Here is a 17,448-nt window from a genome sequence, read left to right as displayed (position 1 = left end):
GATGGAACGGCACAGGCCCATTCGCCTCGGGATGGTCGGCGGCGGTCTCGGCGCGATGATCGGCGGTGTGCACCGGATCGCGGCGCGGCTCGACAACCGTTTCGATCTTGTCGCGGGTGCGTTGTCCTCGACACCGGAGACGGCGGCGCGGAGCGCGGCGGAGATCGGTCTCGCGCCGGAGCGCAGCTATGCCGATTTCCGGGAGATGGCGCGTGCGGAGGCCGGCCGCGAGGACGGGATCGAGGCGGTGTCGGTCTGCACCCCGAACCACCTGCATTTCGCGGCGGCGAAGGCGTTTCTCGAACGCGGCATCCATGTCATCTGCGACAAGCCGATGACCGCGACGCTCGAGGAGGCGCTGGAGCTTGCGCGGATCGTCGCGGCGTCGGACGCGCTTTTTGTGCTGACGCACAATTATTCCGCCTATCCGCAGATCCGCCTGGCGCGCGATCTCGTGGCGCAGGGCGCGCTCGGTCCGCTGCGGCTGGTGCAGGTCGAATATGCGCAGGACTGGCTCGCCGCCCCGGTGGAGAGCAAGCAGGCCGCCTGGCGCACCGATCCGGCGCGGGCCGGGGCAGGGGGCGCCATCGGGGATATCGGCACCCATGCGTTCCAGCTCGCGCGTTTCGTCACGGGCGAATGCCCGACGCGGCTCGCCGCCGATCTCACGAGCTTCGTGCCCGGCCGGCGGCTCGACGACAATGCGCAGGTGATGCTGCGCTACGCCTCGGGCGCGAAGGGGGCGTTGTGGTGTTCGCAGGTCGCGCCGGGGACGGAGAACGGGCTGAAGCTGCGGGTCTATGGCGAGACGGGCGGGCTCGCCTGGTCGCATGAGACGCCGGAAACGCTCTGGTTCACGCCGCTGGGCGAGCCCGCGCGGAAGCTGCGCCGCGGCGGGCCGGAGGGGACGATGGCGGGCAGCCGGGTTCCGGCGGGCCATCCCGAGGGCTATCTCGAAGGGTTCGCCAATATCTACAGCGAGGCCGCGGACGCGATCCGGGCCGCGCAGGCGGGCGAACGGATCGAGACGCTCCTGCCGGGGATCGCGGACGGGATCGAGGGGCTGCGTTTCATCGACGCCTGCATCCGCTCGAACGCGGCGGAGAGCGGCTGGGTGGAGATCCTGCCATGAGCGCGCCGATCCTCGAACTTGTCGACGTGTCGCGGTCCTTCGGTCCGGTCGAGGTGCTGCACGGCGTCGATTTCGCGCTCCGTCCCGGCGAGGTCCATGCGCTGATCGGGGAGAACGGGGCGGGCAAGTCCACGACGATGAACATCCTCGCCGGCTATCTCGACCCGACGACGGGGGAGGTGCGCGCCGGGGGGCAGGCGGTCCGCTTTGCCTCCTCGAAAGACGCGGAGGCGCGCGGGATCGTGATGATCCATCAGGAATTCAACCTCGCCGAACACCTTACGGTGGATCAGAACGTGTTCCTCGGGCGGGAGCTGAAAAAGGGCTGGCGCCTCGATCACGGGGCGATGCGGGCGCGCACGGAGGAGTTGCTCGCGCGGCTCGAATGCCGGGTGGATCCGGCGACGCAGGTGTCCGATCTTTCGGTGCCCAACAAGCAGATGGTCGAGATCGCAAAGGCGCTTTCGCGCGATCTGCGGGTGCTGATCATGGACGAGCCGACCGCGGTGCTGACCGAGCGCGAATGCGAGATCCTGTTCCGCCAGATCCGCCGGCTGCGCGAGGAGGGCGTCGCGATCCTCTACACCTCGCACAAGCTGTCGGAGGTGAAGCGGATCTGCGACCGGGTGACGGTGCTGCGCGACGGGACCATGGTCAGGTCCGCGCCGGTGTCCGACATCACCGAGGACGAGATGGCGGCGGCGATGGTCGGGCGCGAGCTTTCCGATCTCTATCCCGCGAAGGCCGTGCCGCAGCCCGAGGTCGTGCTCGAGGTCGCGGATCTTTCCGTGCCGGGCGTCGTCGAGGGGGCCGGCCTCACGCTGCGCCGGGGGGAGATCCTCGGCATCGGCGGGCTGGTCGGATCGGGGCGCACCGAGCTTGCCGAGGCCATCGCGGGGCTGCGCCGGCGCAGCGGCAGCGTGCGGGTGAACGGCCGGGAGCTGCCGCCCGGCGATGTGCGCGCGGCGATGGCGGCGGGGCTCGTCTATCTCACCGAGGACCGGAAGGGTGCGGGGCTCTTGCTCGACAAGGGGCTGCGGGAGAACCTGACCCTGCCGCTGCTCGAGCGGTTCGGGCGGGTGCTCATCGACCGCAAGGCGGAAGAGGCGGCGCTCGACCGGGCGATTGCCGATTTCGCGATCCGCGCGCCCTCGCGCGAGATGCCGGTGGGCAACCTGTCGGGCGGCAACCAGCAGAAGCTCTTGCTCGCCAAGACGCTGCTGAGCGATCCGCAGGTGATCCTGATCGACGAGCCGACGCGCGGCATCGACATCGGCACGAAACAGCAGATCTACGACCTGATCGCCGGGCTGGCGGCGGAGGGGCGGTCGATCGTCGTCATCTCCTCCGAAATGCCGGAGCTGATCGGCCTCGTGTCGCGCGCGCTGGTGATGCATGCCGGGCGCGTCGTCGGAGAGGTCGAGGGCGACGAGGTCAACGAAGGAATGATCGTCCGTCTCGCGATGGGGCTGGCGACGAGCGGGGAGGACGCGGCATGACATCCGCCGTGACGGAAAAGACTGCGCGCAGGACGCCGCGCAGGCGTGTGGATCTCAAGGTGATCGGGCCCATCGTGGCGCTGATCGCGCTGATCCTCATCGGTATGGCGCTCAATCCGAATTTCCTGAGCTATGCGAACATCACCAATGTGCTCGCGCGCTCGGCCTTTATCGGCATCATCGCCGTGGGCATGACATTCGTCATCACGGCGGGCGGGCTCGACCTCTCGGTAGGGTCGATGGCGGCCTTCATCGCCGGGCTGATGATCCTCACCATGAACGTGCTGACCGACCGTCTGGGCGTGAGCCTGCCGGTGATCCTGATCGGGATCGCGGTCGCGCTGCTCGCGGGGCTCGTGGCGGGGCTGATCAACGGTGTGCTGATCACGAAGGTGGGGATCGAGGCCTTCATCGTCACGCTCGGCACGATGGGCATCTATCGCTCGCTCATCACATGGCTCGCGGATGGCGGGACGCTCAGCCTCGGGTTCGAGATGCGCGAACTCTATCGCCCGGTCTATTACGGCGGCCTCTTCGGGGTGAGCTGGCCGATCATCGCCTTTTTCGTCGTCGCCCTGATCGGGGAGGTGGTGATGCGCCACACCGCCTTCGGACGGCATTGCGCGGCCATCGGCTCGAATGAAAAGGTCGCCCGCTTCTCCGCCGTTTCGGTGATCCGGGTGCGGCTTGCGACCTATGCGCTGCTCGGGCTGCTCGTCGGCTTTGCCGTGGTGATGTACGTGCCGCGGCTCGGCTCGGCCTCCTCGGCCACGGGGCTGTTGTGGGAGCTCGAGGCGATTGCGGCGGTGATCATCGGCGGCACGCTGCTCAAGGGCGGGTTCGGCCGCGTCTGGGGCACGGTGGTCGGGGTGCTGATCCTGAGCCTGATCGGCAATATCCTCAACCTCACGGATTTCGTGAGCCCCTATCTCAACGGCGCGATCCAGGGCGTCGTGATCATCCTCGCCGTGGTGCTGCAACGCAGCCGCGGCGCGGAGCGGTAAGCCTGTTTTCAAGGGACATCGTCAAAAGGGAGGACACCATGACGAAGATCTTCACGACCACTGCACTGGCGGGTGCGTTCGCGGGAACGCTCGTCGCCGCCGCCTCGGCGGAAACCATCGGGATCTCCATCCCGGCGGCCACCCATGGCTGGGCGGGCGCGCTGAACTTCCACGCCGAACAGACCGTCGACCGGCTCGAGGAGGCCTATCCCGATCTCGATTTCGTGCTCACCACGACCTCGGATCCGGCGGCGCAGGTTTCCGACCTCGAGGACATGGTCGCGACCCGCAACATCGACGCGCTCGTGGTGCTGCCGTTCGAATCCGAACCGCTCACCGGCCCGATCAAGCGGATCGCGGACAGCGGCGTCTGGGTGACGGTGGTCGACCGCGGGCTTGCCCAGGAGGGGATCGAGGATCTCTATGTGGCGGGCGACAACGCGAGCTTCGGCAGCACGGCAGGCCGGTATTTCGCCGACACGCTCGAGGAGGGCGCAAAGGTCGTGGTGATGCGCGGCATCCCCTCGACCGTGGACAACGAGCGGGTGGAGGGGTTCAATGCCGCGCTCGAAGGCTCCGGGATCGAAGTGCTGGCGATGGATCACGCCAACTGGAACCGCGACAATGCCTTTACCCTGATGCAGGACTACCTGTCGCGCTTCCCGGAGATCGACGCGGTCTGGGCGGCGGATGACGACCAGGCCGTCGGCGCGCTCGCGGCCATCGAACAGGCGGGCCGCGAGGGCGAGATGGTCGTCGTCGGCGGCGCCGGGATGAAGGAGATGGTCGACCGCATCCGCAACAACGACGAGACCGTGCCGGTGAACGTGACCTATCCGCCGGCGATGATCTCCACCGCGATCGAGATGACCGCGCTCGGCCTCGTCTCCAGCGCGCCGATGACGGGGGACTTCATCATCGCCTCCGAACTGATCACCCCGGAGAATGCCGAGGCCTTCTATTTCGAGGACAGCCCCTACTGAGGCGGGCGAACGAAAGACCGGCGGGCCGCGCAGCGCAGGCACCCGCCTCCGGCGCGGCCGCGGGGAGACCTGCGGCCGTTGCGCTTTGTGGGGCCGCGTGTGCGGCCGCGGCCCGGATCGGCGCGAAAAATCGCGGCGCGCGCCGGTTCTGGCATGAGGACTGCTAGGAGAGGGGCGACGGTCGGTGAGGAGGAACACCCGGCCGAGGGAGGAAACATGAAAGCTGTTGAGCATGCGCTGAAATATTGCGCGTATCTGCTGATCGCGCTCGCCGGGCTGAGCCTTCTGGCGATGATGATCCACGTCTTTGCCGACGTCGTCCTGAAATATTTCTTCAACGATCCGATCCCCGGCACCGCCGAGGTGGTGGCGCGCTATTACATGGTGGCCGCCGTCTTCCTGCCCCTGCCGCTCGTGGAACTGCGCAACAGCGGCGTGGCGGTGGACCTGTTCTACGGCATGTTCGGCACGGCGATGCGGCGGCTGATGGTCCTCGTGGCCTATCTCGGGCAGCTCTGCTTCTTTTCGATCCTCGCCTGGCAATCCTGGGCGGATGCGATGCGGGCGATGGCGAAGGGCGAATACGTGGACGGGCAGATCGTCGTGATCGTCTGGCCCGCGAGCTTCTTCCTGCCCGCCGGTTTCGGCATCGCGGCGCTGGTGAGCCTGTTGCGGATCGTGCAGGTGCTCCTGCGCGACGACTGGGAGGATGTCGTGGAATACGGCGGGCCGGTCGAGGCACAGGCCGACGCAGGGGAGGTGCGCTGATGGACCGGATCGAAATCGGACTGGTCGGGATCGCCGCCGCCCTCATCCTCATCGCGATGCGGATGCAGGTCGGCGTGGTGCTCGGCATCGTCGCCTTCCTCGGGATCGGGGCGCTGACCAGCATGGACGCCGCCTGGGGCATCCTCACGGCGATCCCGCAGAAATTCATCGCGCAATGGAGCCTCAGCGCCGTGCCGATGTTCCTGCTCATGGGCTATATCGCGGCGCAGACCGGGCTGACGAAGGGGCTTTTCGCCAGCGCGCGGATCTTCCTCGGGCGGGTGCCGGGGGGGCTTGCCTCCGCCACGGTCGTGGCCTCCGCGCTCTTCGCCTCCGCCTCGGGGTCGAGCGTCGCGACCTCGGCGGCCTTCTCGCGCATCGCGGTGCCGGAAATGCTCGCCTCGAATTACAGGCCCTCGCTCGCGACCGGCGCGGTGGCGGCCTCGGGCACGCTCGGCTCGCTGATCCCGCCGAGCGTGCTGATGATCCTCTTCGGCATCTTCACCGAGACTTCCATCGGCGCGCTCTTCGTCGGCGGGGTGGTGCCGGGCCTGCTGTCCGCGCTGATCTACATCGGTATGATCACGATCCGCGCGCGGCTCGACCCGACGCTTGCGCCGGTGCATGAACACGGCCATTCGCGCGAGGATATCTGGGCGGCGGTCCGCGACATCTGGCCCCTGCCGGCGCTGATCCTCGGCGTGCTCGGCGGCATGTTCGCGGGGATCTTCTCCCCGACGGAAGCGGGTGCCATCGGCGCGGGGCTTGCCGTGCTGATCGCGCTGTTCCGCGGCTCGCTCACGCGCGCCTCGATCCGGGAGGCGCTGATCGAGACGGCGGAGGGCACCTGTACCGTGTTCATCATCGCGATCGGCGCGACGATGTTCTCGGTCTTCATGGGGCTGACGAGCGTGCCGATGGCGCTGGCCGACCGGATGCTCGGCGCGGTGGACTCCCCGATCGCGGTGATCGGCATGATCGCCGTGCTGTTCGTCGTGCTCGGCATGTTCATCGAGGGGATCTCGCTGATGCTGCTGACCATCCCGATCATCCAGCCGGTGCTTCAGGGCATGGGCGTCGACATGGTCTGGTTCGGGATCATCATGATCAAGCTGCTGGAAATCGGGCTGATCACGCCGCCGGTCGGCATGAACGTCTATGTGATCCGGAGCGCGCTCGGCTCTTCCGTGTCGCTGTCGGAGATCTTCAGGGGCGCGTTCTGGTTCATCGGGATGGACGTGCTCACCCTGGTCCTGCTGATCGCCTTTCCCGCCATCACCCTGTTCCTGCCGAGCGTGATGCTCTGAGCGGGATGTCTGTTCATCAAGAGGAGGAAACACGATGAGCAAACCCGTCTTCAAACCCCTGCTGCTGGGGCTCGGCCTTGCCGCGGCGGCGTCCGGCGGCGCGAGCGCCGAAACCTTTCGCGCCGCGACCTGGAACGCGGCGAATTCGCCCAACACCCGCTTTCTGAACGACGTGGCCGAACTGGTCGCGGAGGCATCGGGCGGCGAGATGGAATTCGAGGTCTATTCCGGCGGCTCGCTGCTGCCGCCGGATGGCACGCTTCCGGGGCTCGAGAGCGGGGTGGCCCAGCTCGCCAACATCACCGCCGCCTACATTCCCTCGGACATGCCGATCAACAACATCCTCGCCGACCTGTCCTTCATGGCCGACGACCAGCTCGCGCTTGCCTTCGCCGCGACGGAGGCGAATTTCTTCGATCCGATGCTGCGCGGCGAGCTCGACGACAAGAACATCGTCTTCGCCACCGGCTTCACCATCGGGATCTACAACCTGATCTGCGGGTTCGAGGCGGATTCGATCGACGATTTCCAGGGGCGCAAGATCCGCACCTCCTCGAGCGCGCAGATCGCCTTCACCGAGGAGATCGGCGGGGTGTCCGTTTCCGTGCCGGGGACGGAGATCTACACCGGCATCCAGCGCGGTTCGCTCGACTGCGCGATGGGGACGCCGCTGTTCCTGACCGATTTCTTCAAGCTCAACGAGGTGGCGAAATCGGTCTACCTGATGCCCTTCGGGTCGAATGCGAACGGGGGCTATTATTTCAACAAGGACTTCTGGCAGGACCGCACGCCCGAGGAGCGGCGCATCCTGCTTAACGCGCTGTCGCGGGCGACCGCGCGCAGCATGATCGACTGGGCCGCCGACATCGAGGCGGCGATCGAGGCCGCGCGCGAGGCCGGCGTGGCGCTCAACGAGCCGGAGGAGACGGGCATGGAGCAGCTCAACGACTTCAAGGCGCGTTTCCTCGAAGACCTGCCGCAAAGCTCGATGGACAAGCGCGGGGTCGAGGATCCGACGGAGATGATCGCCAATGTCACGGCGCTCATCGACAAGTGGAAGGGCCTTCTGGCCGAGGTGGACACGAGTGATCTGGACGCGGTCACGGCGCTGCTCGACCGGGAGATCTTCGACAAGGTCGACGTGGAAACCTACGGGATGGAGTGATGCCGGCCGGGGCGCGCGCCTGTGTGCGCGGGCGCGCGCCCGAAGTTTTCCGGGACGGACGGCAGCCGTGGCACACGGATTGCTGGGACGGTCGCATGGGCCGCATGCCGCCGGACGCGTCACGACCCCGGCACCCGATGCCGGCCGGGGAGGGCGGGCTCGGCGCGGCGGATCTGCGGCCCCGGCAGACACTCACAAACCAGGACGACAAGATGACCCAGGACACCGAACGACGCCAAAGTTACCCGCAGGTGGGCCTGCTGATCGACGGGACGTGGATTTACGACCGCCCCGCCTGCCACCACGTCGAGAATCCGAGCGACGAGAGCCTCCTCGGTCCGGTGCCGGGGGCGACGCCCGAGGATCTCGCGCGCGCGCTCACCGCGGCGCGGAAGGGGTTCGAGACCTGGCGCAGGGTGCCGATGGCCGAGCGCGCCGCGCTCCTGCGCCGCACCGCCGCGCTGATGCACGAACGGATCGAGGAGATCGCGACGGTGATCACGCTCGAACAGGGAAAGACGCTGCCCGATGCGCGCAACGAGGTGCGGCGGTCCTCCACCTTCCTCGAATGGGATGCCGAACAGCTCCAGCGCAGCTACGGGCGGATCGTGCATACCGACGGACCGCTCGACCAGCTCGTCGTGCGCGAGCCGATCGGGCCGGTCGCCGCCTTCACCCCGTGGAACGTGCCGCTCTCCGCGCCCTCGCGCAAGATCAGCGGCTCGCTTGCCGCCGGCTGTTCGGTGATCATCAAGCCCGCAGAGGAGACGCCGGCGACGGCCTGTCTCTTCGCCCGATGCTTCATCGACGCGGGGCTTCCCGAAGGCGTGCTCCAGGTCGTGTTCGGCGATCCCGCGCAGGTGTCGGAAACGCTGATCCTCTCGCCGGTGATCCGCATGATCACGCTGACCGGCTCGGTCGGGGTGGGCAAGACGCTGACCGGGCTCGCCGCGCGCGGGATGAAACCCGTGCTGATGGAGCTCGGCGGTCATGCGCCGGTGCTGATCGGCCCGGATGTGGATCCGGCGGGGGTGGCGGCGATGGCCTCGGCGGCAAAGTTCCGCATGGCCGGGCAGCTCTGCGTCTCGCCCTCGCGGTTCCTCGTGCATCGGGACGTCTACGAACCCTTCGTGACCGAATTCGCGCGCGGCGCCGACGCGCTCCGGCAGGGCGACGGTTTCGCGGAGGGGATCGACATGGGGCCGCTCGCCAACGGGCGCCGGGTCGAGGCGATCTCGGCGCTGGTCGAGGATGCGCGCGACCGCGGCGCGCGGATCGCGGCGGGCGGCAAGCGGGTCGGCAACAAGGGGCATTTCTATGCGCCTACCGTGCTTGCCGACGTGCCGCTCGAGGCCGATGCGATGCATGTCGAGCCCTTCGGCCCGCTGGCGGCCTGTGTGCCGGTCGCGGACATGGATGCGGCGCTCTCCATCGCCAATTCGCTCGAGGTGGGGCTCGCCGGCTATATCTTCACCAACGATTTCGCGGAGGCCGACCGGCTCGCCGCGGCGCTTGAATGCGGCTCTGTCGCGGTGAACAATTTCGGCAGCCCCGGCGCGGACGCACCCTTCGGCGGCTACAAGGAAAGCGGGATCGGCCGCGAGGGCGGGATGGAATCGCTCGACAGCTACACGATCTCCAAGACGATCATGCGGCGCGCGGCACGGGTCTGATCCCGCGCGGGCGGCGCAGAGGCAAAGGAGGAGGCGGATCATGCCCCATGTCAATGTCAAGATGATGCCGGGGCGCGACGACGCGCTCAAGCGCAGGCTCGCGGAGGCGATCACCCGCACGGTGACGGAGGTGCTCGGCGCCGCCGAAAGCTCCGTCTCCGTGGCGATCGAGGACGTCCCCGGCCGCGACTGGAAGGACGCGGTCTATGTCCCCGAGATCGTCAACCGCCCCGAGACCATCTTCAAGGAACCGGGGTACGACCCGACCTGACCAAACCGGAAGGACGAGCAGACGGATGAGCAAAAGACTGGAGGGCAGGGACGAACCGATCCTGGAGCCGGATCTCCCGATCATCGACGCGCATCACCACCTCTTCGACAAGCCGGCGCTGCGCTACATGCTCGAGGACTATCTCGAGGATGTGCGCGCCGGGCACAATGTCGTCGCCTCGGTCTATGTCGAGGCCTCGGCCTTTCACCGCGCCGGGGGGCCGGAGATCCTGAAACCGCTGGGCGAGATCGAATTCGCCAACGGGGTCGGGGCGATCTGCGCCAGCGGGGCTTATGGCGATGTGCGGCTCTGCGCGGCGATCGTCGGCTATGCGGACCTGCGGCAGGGCGACGGGATCGGCTGGCTGCTCGACCGGGCGATGGCGGCCGCGCCGGACCGCTTCCGCGGCATCCGCCAGATCACGATGGAACATCCGAGCAACCTGCCGTTCCGCTATTTCTTCACCGGGCGGCCGCCCGAGGGCGTGTTCGGCCACCCGGAGTTCCGCAACGGCTTCCGCCAGCTCGCGCAGCGCGGGCTCACCTATGACGCCACGGGATTCCACCTTCAGCTTCCCGATATCGCGGCGCTTGCCGACGCCTTTCCCGACACCACGCTGATCGTCAACCACATGACCGTCGCGATGGGGCTCGAGATGGATGCCGGGGCGCGGGCGGAGCTTTTCGCGGACTGGCGCGGCAAGCTCGTCGAGGTCGCGAAACGGCCGAACGTGATGTGCAAGATCGGCGGGCTCGGCATGCCGATCTGGGGCTTCGGCCTCGACGCGCGCGAGGATGCCCTGGGCTATCGTGATCTCGCGGAGGTCTGGCGGCCCTTCGTCGAGACGGCGATCGAAGCCTTCGGCGCGGATCGCTGCATGATGGAGAGCAATTTCCCGCCCGACGCGCGCTCCTGCGGCTATGTCCCGCTCTGGAACGCGTTCAAGCATATCGTGGCGGGCGCCTCGCAGGAGGAGAAGCGCGCGCTGTTCGCGGGAACGGCGGCGCGGGTCTACCGGATCGGCCTGCCCTGATCAGGAGACCTGTTCGAGCCTTTCGTCGAGATAGGCGAGGGGCACACCGAGCACTTCGGCCGCCCGCGCCCGATCGCCCTGGAAGCGGGAGATCGTCTCGTTGATGAGCCGCGTCTCGAACTGGTCGAGCGAGGTCTGGAGCGTGCTCGCCGCCGGCTTTCCCCTTGCCGGGGCGGGTTTCTCGAAGGAGGGGGCGGAATTGCGCTGGAAATCCTCCACCGTCAGCTTGCCGCCCTCCGCGAAGACCATCGCGCGCTCGACGGTGTGGCGGAGCTGGCGCACGTTTCCGGGCCAGCTCCGCTGCATCAGGAGCTGGGCGACGTCATAGTCCACCTCCGGCCGCTCGCGATTGTATTGCGCGGCGATCTCCGTCACGAAATGGTTGAGCAGGAGCGGGATGTCCTCCCGCCGTTCCTCGAGCGAGGGCAGGTAGATGCAGACCGGGCTGATCCGGTAGAACAGGTCGAGCCGGAACTTGCCCTGGTCCACGTCGGATTCAAGGTCGCGGTTGGTCGCGCTGCACAGCCGGAAATCCACGCGCTTGGGCTTGTCGCCGCCGACGCGCTCGACCATCCGGTCCTGCAACACGCGCAAAAGCTTCGACTGCACCTCGAGCGGCATGTCCCCGATCTCGTCGAGGAAGATCGTGCCCTTGTCCGCCTGTTCGAACTTGCCCGCGCGGCCCTTGCGGTCGGCGCCGGTGAAGGAGCCGGCCTCGTAGCCGAAGAGCTCGCTCTCGACGAGGGATTCCGGCAGGGCGGCGGCGTTCACGGTCACCAGCCGGCCGTCCTGGCGCGAGCTCAGGCGATGCAGCGCCTGCGCCACGAGCTCCTTGCCCGTGCCGCTCTCGCCCTGGATGAGCACGGGGATGTCGAGCGGCGCGATCTTGCGGATCTGTTCGCGCACGGACTGGATCGCAAAGCTCTGGCCGATGATGCTGTCGAGGATCTTGTCGGAGGCGGAGCTCGTCGTGCTCTTCGCCTTGTAGATCTCGATCTCCTTCTCGAGCACGTTGATCTTGCGGGCCAGCGCCTCGACCTGTTGCGGGCCCTTGAACATGATGCGCCCGATCGCCCCGACGATCTCGCCGTCGCGGCGGATCGGATGGCGCGACACGATCCGGTCGCGCCCCTTCATCCGGTGGACCTGTCCGACCTCGGCCACGCCGGTCTTGACCACCTGGTGAAGGCGCGAATTCTCGATCACGTCGCGCACGTTCCTGCCCACCGCCTCGCCCGGTTGCAGGCCGAGATATTTCTCGTGCACCGGGGAGATGAAGGCGACATTGGCCTTTTTGTCCACGATGGCCATCGCGTCATAGGGGTCCGTCAGGATGTGGTCGATGATGTCGAAGGCGAATTCCACGTTGGAGACGAACTGGAGCACGGTTTCCGTCGGGGGTTCGGACAGCAGCACGAGATAGGTCTCGCCCACCCGGCTCACGAAGGCGATATACTTCGCGTCGTTGAGCAGGATCGGGGTCACCCGGCGCGCCGCGGCCTCCTCGAGCCATTCGCGGGTGGAGATGATCGCCCGGATGCGCATGTCCTCGGCGACGCCAATCGCGGCAAGACACTTGCCCCGGATGTCGCTGATCACGACTCCCCTGAGGCCGATCACCTCGTCATGCTCTTTGGTCATGCTGTCCTCCCAACATGGACCGCAAAGTCAGCGCCGGTTTCCCGATTCTGTGCGAATATGCGGCCAATTGGTTGCCATTTGGCATTTCCCGGTCATGCTACTGCGTGAGAATTGGAACGCAACATACAATTTTCACGGGAAAACAGGAACAGATGCGGCGTTTTCCTCTCTTTGGCACGAGGATTGCGTGATGGGCGGTGCCGGCCTATCATCCAGAAATGGCCGATGCCTTATGGACGCTCGAAGGAGGATCGAGCCCCATCGCTCCCGCGCTCCGGGCCCCGTCTGCCGGCCAGATGTCCGCTCCGGAAAGGCATTGCAATCGAAGGGGAGGAACCATGGAACTGAGACCAAATCTGTTCAGCCAGCAGAAGCAGACGATCTCGATCACCTCGCAGGTGATCCAGTCGATCAAGCTGCTTCACTTCGGCCAGAACGAATTGCGCGACTTCCTGCGGGAACAGGCCGAGCGCAATCCGCTGATCGAGGTCACGCTCGGCCGGGAGTTCACGGTGGATCCCGCGCCCGAACCCGCGCGCGAGGAGGCGGCGCGCCCGGTGCGCGAGGCGGAAAACGACGGCTACGCCCGCAAGTCCTATCTCAGCGGCACCGGCGGCGGCGTGGCCTTTGGCGCGGAGAAGCGCAGCCTCGAGGAATATTGCCCGGTCGGCACGACGCTGCGCGAGGCGCTGCACGGACAGGTGGCGCTTTCGATCGCGGACCCGCAGGACCAGTTCATCGCCCGAGAGATCGTCGAGTCGCTCGATCCCGACGGCTATTTCCGACGCGATCCCGAGGAGATCGCGAATATCCTCGGCGTCGGGGAGGCGCGGGTGACGGAGGTGCTGGGCATGGTCCAGACCTTCGAGCCGACCGGCGTCGGCGCGCGCGACCTGGCGGAATGCCTGCGGCTCCAGCTCGTCGAGCGGGGGCAGGACGATCCGGCGATGCTGACGCTCGTGGACAATCTCGACCTGCTCGCGAATTTCGACATCGCGCGGCTCGCGCGGCTGTGCGGCCTGTCGCAGGACGGGGTGATGGAGCTGGCCCGGAAGATCCGCGAACTCGACCCGCGTCCGGGCCGTTGTTTCGACACCGATCCGGTGCTGCCGGCGCTGCCGGACGTTCAGGTGGAGATGCACGAGGACGGGCGCATCTCCGTCGAGCTGAACACGAGCCTGATGCCGCGGGTTCTGGTGGACCGGGAATATTACGCGGAGATCCGGCAGGCGAGCCGCGGGGTGGAGGACGCCCGTTTCGTCACCGACTGCATGAGGAACGCGAACTGGCTGGTGCGCAATGTCGACCAGCGGGCCCAGACGATCCTGCGGGTCGCGACCGAGATCGTGACGCGGCAGCGCGCCTTCTTCGAGCAGGGGCTCGAACATCTGAAACCGCTCTATCTGCGCGATGTGGCGGAGGCGGTGGGGCTGCATGAATCCACCGTGTGCCGGGCGACGACGGACAAATACATGATGACCCCGCGCGGCATGTTCGAGCTGAAGTTCTTCTTCATGAATTCGCTCGGTTCGACGGATGGCAGCGAGGAGCTGTCGGCGGAGACCGTGCGCCAGAAGATCCGCCACATGATCGAGGCGGAGACGGCGGCCACCGTGCTGTCGGACAGCGCGATCATGGCCGCGCTCCAGGCGGAAGGCATCGACATCGCGCGCCGGACGGTGGCCAAATACCGCGAGATGCTGCATATCCCGACCTCGCAGAAGCGCAAGCGGATGAAGCGCGCGCAGGCGATCGGAACGGAGGCGGTCTGCGCCTGATCCGCCGCCGCCTCCCCCGGTCGGTGGCACGGGATTTGCGACGGGATCCGCATCAGGACAGGGTGCAGGGCTGCATCCCGCGTGTCCTGCGCGCCCCTCCGTCCGGCTGCGCAGGCGGCCGGGCCGGCATCCCGCGACAACGAGAGAGGACCGACATGACCGGCAGCTTGGAGAACGGCGATTCCGTCGCCTATTGGGAAGGCGCGCGCGACGGCCGCCTGATGTTCCAGAAATGCGGCGCCTGCGGCACCGTGCAGTTTCCGCCGCGCTTCCATTGTGCGAGCTGCTGGGAGGAGACGCCCGAGTGGATCGAGAGCACGGGGCGCGGCCGGGTGGAAAGCTTCACCGTCGTGCGCCGCGCGCCGCTGCCGGAGTTCCGCGACAAGGTGCCCTATGTGGTCGCCGCCGTGCGGGTCGAGGAAGGTCCGCGCATGATCACCAACCTCGTGGGCGAGGACGCGCTCGGGGTGCGGATCGGCGACGAGGTGCGCGTCACCTTCGAGACGAACGCCCAGGGCGACACCCTGCCGCAGTTCAAACGCAGCTGAGACCAACCCGCCGGAGAAGGAGACAGGAATGGCCGATACAGCGCCCGAAAACCCGCGCAGCCCGTTCGAGACATTCGCAAGGGACATGCTCAGGGGCCGCACGGCCTTTGTCACCGGAGGGGGCACCGGCATCGGCTTCGGCATCGCGCGCACGCTCGGGCTCCTCGGCGCGAAGGTCGCGATCGTGAGCCGCAAGGAGGAGGTGCTGAACTCCGCCCGCACCGCGCTCGACTCCGAGGGGATCGAGACGCTGGCGGTGCCCACGGACATCCGCGACTTTGCGGCGGTGGAGGCGGCGGTGGCGCAGACCGTCGCGCGCCTGGGCTCGCTTGACATCCTGGTGAACTGTGCCGCGGGGCTGTTCCACACGCCGGCCGAGGAATTGACGGAAAACGGCTGGAAAGTGTTGATCGACATCAATCTCAACGGCGCCTGGGCCTGTTGCAAGGCGGCCTTCGAGCCGCTCAGCAAGGCCGAGCAGGGCGGGCGGATCGTCAATATCGTCTCCCCCTTCGCCTGGCAGAGCTGGCCGGGGTCGGTCAACGCGGCGGCGGCAAAGGCGGGGCTGATTTCCATGGCGCATACGCTGGCGGTCGAATGGGGCCGCTACAACATCCATGTGAACAACGTCGCCCCCGGTCCGATCGGCGGCACGGGCGGGATCAACCGCATGGCCGACGATCCCGAACGCTTCTCCGCGGAGATCGAGCGCACCTCGCTCGGGCGCCTCGGCCAGATCGGGGACATCGCCGAAGCGGTGGCCTATCTCGCCTCGCCCGCGGGCAGCTTCATCTCCGGCGCCGATCTTCTGGTCGACGGCGGGCGCCAGCACAACATGGTGCCCTCGAAGGTCCGCAACCTCAGGGCGCTGTGAGGATGGAGCGGGTGGAACAGGACGGCGTGCTGACCCATGTCACCAAGGTGAACCAGTGGGAATGCGACCATAACGGCCACTGGAACGTGCGCTTCTATTCGCGGGCGGCCCAGGCCGCCTCCGAAGCCGCGGCGGTCCTCTGCGGCGCGTCCAATCCGGGCGCGGCCTCCGTGACCACCCGGCATCTGCGCTATCATCGGGAGCTCTTTTCCGGCGCGCCGGTGCGGGTGCGTTCGGGCGTGCTGACCGGGGGCCCGCAGGCCGGGGCGCTTCTCCACCTGATCGAAAGCCACGGCAGGCTGTCGGCCACCGCGCTCGACCGAACGCCCGGCCCGGTGCCGCAGGTCGGGGCCTTTCCCGCCGGGGCCGCCACACATGCGCTGCCGCGGGGCCTTCCGCCCGGCGATTTCGTTCCGCTCCGGGAGGGGGAGGCGGCGCGCGACGTCATTCTCGGCCCCGTGCCGACGGAGGCGCGCGACCATACCGGCGACCTGTCTTCCGACGGGATGATGAATTTCGTCTCCATCGCGTCCCACGGGCTGCTCAACGCGCTCGGCTTCACCCCCGAATTCGTCGCCCGCACAGGCATCAGCCGGATGGCGGTGGAGATGAAGACGACGCGCCATGTCTTCTGTCCGGAAAGCACGATCCTGAGCGCGCGTTCGGTGATCGCCGCGGTGACCGGCAAGTCGGCGGTGATCCGCCACGACCTCTATTCCGCGACCACGGGGACCGTGATCGCGAGCGCCGCCCAGTGCATCGTCATGGTCGACCTGTCGACGCGCAAGGCGGTTCCGATGCCGGAAGAACTGGCGCGCGGGTTCGGCACCGCGATGCCCGCGGCGGTGCAATAGGGGAGAAGGCCGGATGTCGAGCACCGGGGACAGAGGCGGATTTTCCGAAACGCACCGGGGCCATGTGCTCCATTGGGAGCGGGACGAGAACGAGCACTGGAACGGCCGCTACTACACCGGCGCGTTCCAGCGCGCGTCGGAAGTGGCGGCGGTCCTTCTCGCCCATGCGCCGCCCGGCGGGGCGATGACCCATGCGCGGCATATCCGGTTCTTCCGCGAGCTGCGCGGCGGTGAGCCGATGGTGATCGAGACCGCGCGCCTGCCCGAGCCGGTCGGCGCCTATGGGCTGATCCACAGGATGCGTCATTCCGTGAGCGGCCGTCTCGCCGCCGTGTCCTTCGAGGCACCGGGCTTCGACGTCGCCGCGATCCCGGTGGCGAGCGAGCCGGAGCTCGCGACGCTCGGCCCGCGCGGCCTGCCGGCCGGGGCGCCGGAGGTCGTGGACGGGGCGGACCTCTTGTCAGGCGGCCGGGCGGTCGTCTCCCGCCTCGATATCGTCCGGCCCGGCGATCTCGATGCACAGGGGCGGATCCGGGCGGATGTGATGCACGGCTATCTCAACGAGGGCTCGCCGCACCTCTGGGCGCATGGCGGTGTCGTGGTCGCGGATCTCTACGCGCGCCGGCTGGGACGGGCGATGGTGGAGCTGTGTTTCGGATACCACGCGAGCGCGCCGGTGGGGTCGCTCGTCCGGCTCGTGTCCTGGTTCGAGCGGTTCGAGGACAAGCGCGTGGTCATGCGCCACCAGCTCGAGACCGCGCAGGGCGGCGAGGTGCTGGCGACCATGGCCTCGCTCGTGCTGATCATCGACCTGGAGGCACGGCGCGCCGTGCCGGTGCCGGAGTTCATCATGACGGCCTATCGCGCGCGGATGAGCGCATGAGAAAACCGGCAGGGCAGGGCGCCCGCCGGTTTTCC

The 17,448-nt window shown here is 67.7% G+C and carries 16 protein-coding genes; 15 read left to right on the top strand and 1 reads right to left on the bottom strand.

The genetic code is table 11. The annotated features are described in order from the left end of the window. Position 1: 1 nt before the first annotated feature. The 10 genes from P73_RS22725 to P73_RS22680 all read left to right on the top strand — a co-directional run bounded on the left by P73_RS22725 (position 2) and on the right by P73_RS22680 (position 10,835). A complete protein-coding gene (locus P73_RS22725) occupies positions 2–1,132 on the top strand; it encodes a Gfo/Idh/MocA family protein (protein WP_043872187.1) in 1,131 nt (376 codons plus the stop codon). Beyond that, positions 1,129–2,631: a sugar ABC transporter ATP-binding protein gene (locus P73_RS22720; RefSeq protein ID WP_043872186.1), complete on the top strand. Its 1,503-nt coding sequence runs from the start codon at positions 1,129–1,131 to the stop codon at positions 2,629–2,631. Before P73_RS22725 ends, P73_RS22720 begins: the two co-directional genes overlap by 4 nt. Beyond that, positions 2,628–3,635, top strand: a complete 1,008-nt coding sequence (locus P73_RS22715; RefSeq protein ID WP_043872185.1) for an ABC transporter permease — start codon at positions 2,628–2,630, stop codon at positions 3,633–3,635. Before P73_RS22720 ends, P73_RS22715 begins: the two co-directional genes overlap by 4 nt. Positions 3,636–3,673: 38 nt before the next feature. Then, positions 3,674–4,618, top strand: coding sequence for an ABC transporter substrate-binding protein (locus P73_RS22710; protein ID WP_043872184.1), 945 nt, complete (start codon positions 3,674–3,676; stop codon positions 4,616–4,618). A gap of 216 nt (positions 4,619–4,834) precedes the next feature. Next, positions 4,835–5,386 carry a TRAP transporter small permease gene (locus tag P73_RS22705; protein WP_074743439.1) on the top strand — a complete coding sequence of 184 codons (552 nt, stop codon included), beginning with the start codon at positions 4,835–4,837 and terminating at the stop codon, positions 5,384–5,386. Beyond that, positions 5,386–6,693 (top strand): TRAP transporter large permease, encoded by a 1,308-nt coding sequence (locus tag P73_RS22700; RefSeq protein WP_043872183.1) that lies wholly within the window; start codon positions 5,386–5,388, stop codon positions 6,691–6,693. Before P73_RS22705 ends, P73_RS22700 begins: the two co-directional genes overlap by 1 nt. 34 nt (positions 6,694–6,727) lie before the next feature. After that, positions 6,728–7,858 carry a C4-dicarboxylate TRAP transporter substrate-binding protein gene (locus tag P73_RS22695; protein WP_043872182.1) on the top strand — a complete coding sequence of 377 codons (1,131 nt, stop codon included), beginning with the start codon at positions 6,728–6,730 and terminating at the stop codon, positions 7,856–7,858. A 212-nt stretch (positions 7,859–8,070) separates the two neighbouring features. Then, the gene (locus P73_RS22690; protein WP_043872226.1) at positions 8,071–9,531 is read left to right on the top strand and encodes an NAD-dependent succinate-semialdehyde dehydrogenase; all 1,461 of its coding nucleotides are present in this window, start codon (positions 8,071–8,073) and stop codon (positions 9,529–9,531) included. A gap of 40 nt (positions 9,532–9,571) precedes the next feature. Then, positions 9,572–9,802 (top strand): tautomerase family protein, encoded by a 231-nt coding sequence (locus P73_RS22685; protein ID WP_043872181.1) that lies wholly within the window; start codon positions 9,572–9,574, stop codon positions 9,800–9,802. Positions 9,803–9,827: 25 nt separating this feature from the next. Next, complete coding sequence (locus tag P73_RS22680) at positions 9,828–10,835, top strand: amidohydrolase family protein (protein ID WP_043872180.1); 1,008 nt, start codon at positions 9,828–9,830, stop codon at positions 10,833–10,835. On the opposite strand, the gene P73_RS22675 is transcribed toward P73_RS22680, so the two are convergent. Continuing rightward, on the bottom strand, positions 10,836–12,476 hold the full coding sequence (locus tag P73_RS22675; RefSeq protein WP_043872179.1) for a sigma-54 interaction domain-containing protein: 1,641 nt from the start codon (positions 12,474–12,476) through the stop codon (positions 10,836–10,838). Positions 12,477–12,814: 338 nt separating this feature from the next. Between P73_RS22675 and rpoN the strand changes: the two genes are divergently transcribed. The 5 genes from rpoN to P73_RS22650 all read left to right on the top strand — a co-directional run bounded on the left by rpoN (position 12,815) and on the right by P73_RS22650 (position 17,413). Continuing rightward, a complete protein-coding gene (gene rpoN, locus P73_RS22670; RefSeq protein ID WP_043872178.1) occupies positions 12,815–14,254 on the top strand; it encodes an RNA polymerase factor sigma-54 in 1,440 nt (479 codons plus the stop codon). 155 nt (positions 14,255–14,409) lie between these two features. Further along, positions 14,410–14,802: a Zn-ribbon domain-containing OB-fold protein gene (locus tag P73_RS22665; protein WP_043872177.1), complete on the top strand. Its 393-nt coding sequence runs from the start codon at positions 14,410–14,412 to the stop codon at positions 14,800–14,802. Between the two features lie 28 nt (positions 14,803–14,830). Next, entirely contained in the window at positions 14,831–15,676 is an 846-nt protein-coding gene (locus P73_RS22660) for an SDR family oxidoreductase (RefSeq protein WP_052453645.1), read from the top strand. 11 nt (positions 15,677–15,687) lie between these two features. Beyond that, on the top strand, positions 15,688–16,530 hold the full coding sequence (locus P73_RS22655) for a thioesterase family protein (protein ID WP_139267222.1): 843 nt from the start codon (positions 15,688–15,690) through the stop codon (positions 16,528–16,530). Positions 16,531–16,543: 13 nt separating this feature from the next. After that, positions 16,544–17,413, top strand: coding sequence for an acyl-CoA thioesterase (locus P73_RS22650; protein WP_043872175.1), 870 nt, complete (start codon positions 16,544–16,546; stop codon positions 17,411–17,413). Positions 17,414–17,448: the final 35 nt, after the last annotated feature.

Source organism: Celeribacter indicus, from assembly GCF_000819565.1.
Classification (GTDB): Bacteria; Pseudomonadota; Alphaproteobacteria; order Rhodobacterales; family Rhodobacteraceae; genus Celeribacter; species Celeribacter indicus.
The sequence above is the reverse complement of the archived record's forward strand: the minus strand, read 5'-3'. Positions and strand labels throughout refer to the sequence as shown.

Excerpts from the sequence above, each read along its gene's own strand:
- P73_RS22725 (WP_043872187.1), top strand. The coding sequence starts at position 2 with ATGGAACGGCACAGGCCCATTCGCCTCGGGATGGTCGGCGGCGGTCTC.
- P73_RS22720 (WP_043872186.1), top strand. The coding sequence starts at position 1,129 with ATGAGCGCGCCGATCCTCGAACTTGTCGACGTGTCGCGGTCCTTCGGT.
- P73_RS22715 (WP_043872185.1), top strand. The coding sequence starts at position 2,628 with ATGACATCCGCCGTGACGGAAAAGACTGCGCGCAGGACGCCGCGCAGG.
- P73_RS22710 (WP_043872184.1), top strand. The coding sequence starts at position 3,674 with ATGACGAAGATCTTCACGACCACTGCACTGGCGGGTGCGTTCGCGGGA.
- P73_RS22705 (WP_074743439.1), top strand. The coding sequence starts at position 4,835 with ATGAAAGCTGTTGAGCATGCGCTGAAATATTGCGCGTATCTGCTGATC.
- P73_RS22700 (WP_043872183.1), top strand. The coding sequence starts at position 5,386 with ATGGACCGGATCGAAATCGGACTGGTCGGGATCGCCGCCGCCCTCATC.
- P73_RS22695 (WP_043872182.1), top strand. The coding sequence starts at position 6,728 with ATGAGCAAACCCGTCTTCAAACCCCTGCTGCTGGGGCTCGGCCTTGCC.
- P73_RS22690 (WP_043872226.1), top strand. The coding sequence starts at position 8,071 with ATGACCCAGGACACCGAACGACGCCAAAGTTACCCGCAGGTGGGCCTG.
- P73_RS22685 (WP_043872181.1), top strand. The coding sequence starts at position 9,572 with ATGCCCCATGTCAATGTCAAGATGATGCCGGGGCGCGACGACGCGCTC.
- P73_RS22680 (WP_043872180.1), top strand. The coding sequence starts at position 9,828 with ATGAGCAAAAGACTGGAGGGCAGGGACGAACCGATCCTGGAGCCGGAT.
- P73_RS22675 (WP_043872179.1), bottom strand. The coding sequence starts at position 12,476 with ATGACCAAAGAGCATGACGAGGTGATCGGCCTCAGGGGAGTCGTGATC.
- rpoN (WP_043872178.1), top strand. The coding sequence starts at position 12,815 with ATGGAACTGAGACCAAATCTGTTCAGCCAGCAGAAGCAGACGATCTCG.
- P73_RS22665 (WP_043872177.1), top strand. The coding sequence starts at position 14,410 with ATGACCGGCAGCTTGGAGAACGGCGATTCCGTCGCCTATTGGGAAGGC.
- P73_RS22660 (WP_052453645.1), top strand. The coding sequence starts at position 14,831 with ATGGCCGATACAGCGCCCGAAAACCCGCGCAGCCCGTTCGAGACATTC.
- P73_RS22650 (WP_043872175.1), top strand. The coding sequence starts at position 16,544 with ATGTCGAGCACCGGGGACAGAGGCGGATTTTCCGAAACGCACCGGGGC.